Genomic DNA, 3,581 nt, shown 5'->3' with positions numbered 1-3,581 from the left:
TGGCCCTGCCGACGCTGCACGGCGGCCTGCTGGGCCGGGCGGGGTCGGGCGTCGGCGCGGGCAACGGCCGGGGCGGCACGATCTCGGCGGTGAACCCGCTGGTGTCGCTGCGGGACAGCCTGAACGTGGACGACGACCGCGAGGTGCTCTCCCTGCGGCCCAGCTCCGGCGAAGTGCCGGACATGTACGTGCGGATAGTGTCCCTGGACGACTTCGACGGCACCGACTGGAAGCCGTCCCAGCGCCGTATCGCCGCGGTGCCCGGCGTCTTCCCGGCCCCGGCGGGCCTGAGCGACGACGTCAGGCGGACCACGCTGCGCACGGTGATCACGGCGGCGGACTGGTACGCCCAGGACTGGCTGCCGATGCCGTATCCGCCGAGCGGGGTCCGGATCGACGGCAACTGGCGGTACGAGCCGGTCGGCATGACCCTGGTCGGCGACCACGGCCAGACCACGCGCGGCGAGACGTACCAGGTCACCAGCCTGGATCTGCAGCCGACCGCGAAGCAGCTCGCCGACGCGCCGAAGCCGCCGGCCGCGCTGGAGCGGGAGTACACGCGGGTGCCGTCCCGGCTGCCGGATGTGGTGGCGCGGACCGCCGAGAAGGTCACCTCCGGGGCGCGCAACCACTACGAGGAGGCGGTACGGCTCCAGGACTGGTTCTCGGCGGACGGCGGCTTCCGGTACGACACCGAGGTGCAGGTGGGCCGGGGCGCCGACGCGATCGCCAACTTCCTCAAGAAGAAGGAGGGGTTCTGCGTCCACTTCTCCTTCGCCATGGCGGCGATGGCCCGCACGCTGGGCATTCCGGCCAGGGTGGCGGTGGGGTTCGCGCCGGGCACCCCGCAGGGGGACGGCTCGGTGTCGGTGAGCCTGAAGGACGCGCACGCCTGGCCGGAGCTGTACTTCCAGGGCGTGGGCTGGATCCGGTTCGAGCCCACGCCGACGCGGGGCACGACCCCCGCGTACACCCAGCAGGACACCCCGAGCAGCGCCCGCCCGGACCAGGAACTGCCCTCACGCGGGGCGTCCAGGGAGCCTTCGGCGGCGGCGACGCAGGGTGAGAACTGCGCCGCGCGGGACAGGTCGGGCGCGTGTGCCGACCCGTCGGCGGCGGTGGCGGCGCCGGGCGGGGGCGGGGGTCCGTCGGGCGGGCTGTGGGCCGCGCTGATCGTGCTGGGCGCGCTGGCGCTGGTGGTGCTCCCGCTGTCCCCGATGCTGTGGCGGTCGCGGGTGCGGGCACGCCGGCTGGACGGGCCGTGCGCCGACCCGGCCGTGCGGACGCTGGCGGCCTGGCGGGAACTGACCGACAGTGCCTGGGACCACGGAGTGACACCGGACGACTCACTGACGCCGCGCGGCTCGGCGGCCCGCATCGTGCGGCTGGGGCGACTGGACACGGAGGCCGGGGCCGCGGTGCACCGGGTGGCGGCCGCCCTGGAGCAGGTGCTGTACGCCCCGGAGCCGCGCCCGGCGCCGGACCTGGCCAAGGACGTGCGCCGGGTGATCGCCGGGCTGGCGGCCCCGGTCGGCCGGGGCACCCGGCTGCGTGCCCTGTTCGCACCCCGCTCGGCACGGCGGGTGCTGTGGTCGGCCCGGGACCGCTGGGCCGCCCTGCGGGCCCGGGCGGCAGCGCTGCGGCCGGTGCGCGGGGCGGCTTAGCGGGGCGGCTTGACGGAGCCGGACACGAGCGAGGGGATGACCACCGGGTGGTGGTCATCCCCTCGTACGAAATCTGGGGAGTCCGCGGGCGGCTCAGTGGCCCTGTTCGTCCCGGCGGCGCTGCCAGCGGTCCTCGATGCGTTCCATGACGGTACGTTTCCGCCGGACCGGGCGGCGCCCGGTGTGGCCCTTGGGGGTTTCGCCCGGCTTGGGTGCCTTGCGCCATCCAGTGACGGCGAGCACGGCACAGCCGAGCATCACGAGGAAGCCGACGACACTGATCCAGATCAACTGGGCGACCATACCGGCCATGAGGAGCGCGATACCGACGAGGAAGCCCGCGACCGCCTGATAGACCCGGCGCCGGGTGTACGTCCGCAGCCCGTTTCCCTCAAGCGCCGACGCGAACTTGGGATCTTCGGCGTACAGCGCTCGCTCCATCTGCTCGAGCATGCGCTGCTCGTGCTCCGAGAGCGGCACGGAGTCCTCCTCATCGTGCAGTCGCCGGGGCGACTCTGGGGGGTCCTTTCAGGATAGGCAGGGAATCGCCCCCGTGAAACCCGCCCCTCTGCGCCATCTGGCCAACCGGGACGTCAGGGCGTCCAGGCCCGCTGAGGCTGTCATTCCCCGGCGGCCGACCCGTCATGCCGGTCGGTGTACCTCGATCATACGGCGCAAACCCCTCGATCGGGGGGCTTGTGGCGTACTCCATCTGCCGCCGCGCCCCTGATCAGCGCCGTGTCCCACGGGGCAGGCTCAGTCCCCGGTGCCTACGGCGGGCGCTCCGGTCCCGCCCGTCTCGCCGAGCACATGGACCTGGGTGGCCACGGACTGGAAGGCGGGCAGCTCCGCCACGGCGGCCTCCAGCCGCAGCAGGGCGTCCAGCGCGCCCGGCTCGGTGTCCACCAGGACGCCGGGCACCAGGTCGGCGAAGACGCGTACGCCGTGCACGGCGCCGACCCGCAGGCCCGCGCCCTCGACCAGGGCGGTGAGCTGTTCCGGGGTGAAGCGGTGCGGCACTGGGTCGCCCTCGCCCCAGCGGCCGTCCGGGTCGGCGAGGGCCTGGCGGGCCTCGGTGAAGTGCCCGGCGAGGGCGCGGGCCAGCACGGCGCCGCCGAGGCCGGCCGCGAGCAGGCTGAGCACGCCCTCGGGGCGCAGCGCGGCCACCGCGTTGCCGACGCCCTCGGCGGGGTCGTCCACGTACTCCAGGACACCGTGGCAGAGCACCGCGTCGTAGCCGCCGCGCTCGACCACGTCGAAGAGGCCGTGGGCGTCGCCCTGGACGCCGCGGACCCGGTCGGCCACGCCCGCCTCGGCGGCCCGGCGCTCCAGGGCGAAGAGGGCGTTGGGGCTGGGGTCGACGACGGTGACGCGGTGGCCGAGCCGGGCGACGGGCACGGCGAAGTTGCCGCTGCCGCCGCCGGTGTCGAGCACGTCCAGCGAGTCCCGCCCCGTGGCCTTGACCCGGCGGTCGAGGGCGTCCTGGAGGACGTCCCACACCACGGCGGTACGGAGAGAGGCGCGGGGGCGCGTCGGGTCCGGCACGGCTGTTGCTCCTCGGCACGGCACCGCCCGTTGCCCGGCGGCGCGATGGGGGCCTCCCCGGCCGGTCACGGGGAGGTGCGCGGCAGGTGGAGACATAAGGCGCCTCCACCCTATGGCCTCGCCCGCCGCGCCCGGTCACCCCGGCCGGGTGCGGTGGTCCGCGTCTCGCCCACTGGACGAGAACGCCGGGTCAGACGGTCTCCGGGCTCGTCCGGGGCAGCACCGGCTGGAGGGCGAGCATCCGCTCGATCAGACGCAGGAACATGCCCGCGTCGCGTATCAGGTCGTCCGCGTCGCGGGGGCCGGCCGCGCCCCGGATGCCGGCCTCGGCGCGGGCGCGGCGGTCGGCGCCGGAGGCGAACAGGGCGCTCC

At 75.0% G+C, this 3,581-nt stretch carries 4 protein-coding genes; 1 reads left to right on the top strand and 3 read right to left on the bottom strand.

All coding sequences use genetic code 11. The features are described from left to right. A partial coding sequence (locus tag GT030_RS21875) for a DUF3488 and transglutaminase-like domain-containing protein (protein WP_161202556.1) occupies positions 1-1,664 on the top strand: 1,664 nt, incomplete at its 5' end. 93 nt (positions 1,665-1,757) lie between these two features. On the opposite strand, the gene GT030_RS21870 is transcribed toward GT030_RS21875, so the two are convergent. The 3 genes from GT030_RS21870 to GT030_RS21860 all read right to left on the bottom strand — a co-directional run. After that, positions 1,758-2,144, bottom strand: coding sequence for a DUF3040 domain-containing protein (locus GT030_RS21870; RefSeq protein WP_086696385.1), 387 nt, complete (start codon positions 2,142-2,144; stop codon positions 1,758-1,760). 276 nt (positions 2,145-2,420) lie between these two features. Next, positions 2,421-3,209: a methyltransferase gene (locus GT030_RS21865; protein WP_161202555.1), complete on the bottom strand. Its 789-nt coding sequence runs from the start codon at positions 3,207-3,209 to the stop codon at positions 2,421-2,423. Positions 3,210-3,399: 190 nt separating this feature from the next. After that, positions 3,400-3,581, bottom strand: a 182-nt coding sequence (locus GT030_RS21860; protein ID WP_237522732.1) for an SAV_6107 family HEPN domain-containing protein, incomplete at its 5' end; no start/stop codon positions are given.

Source organism: Streptomyces sp. SID1328, assembly GCF_009865595.1.
Lineage (GTDB): Bacteria > Actinomycetota > Actinomycetes > Streptomycetales > Streptomycetaceae > Streptomyces > Streptomyces griseoluteus.
This window is presented reverse-complemented; position numbering and strand designations above follow the sequence as displayed.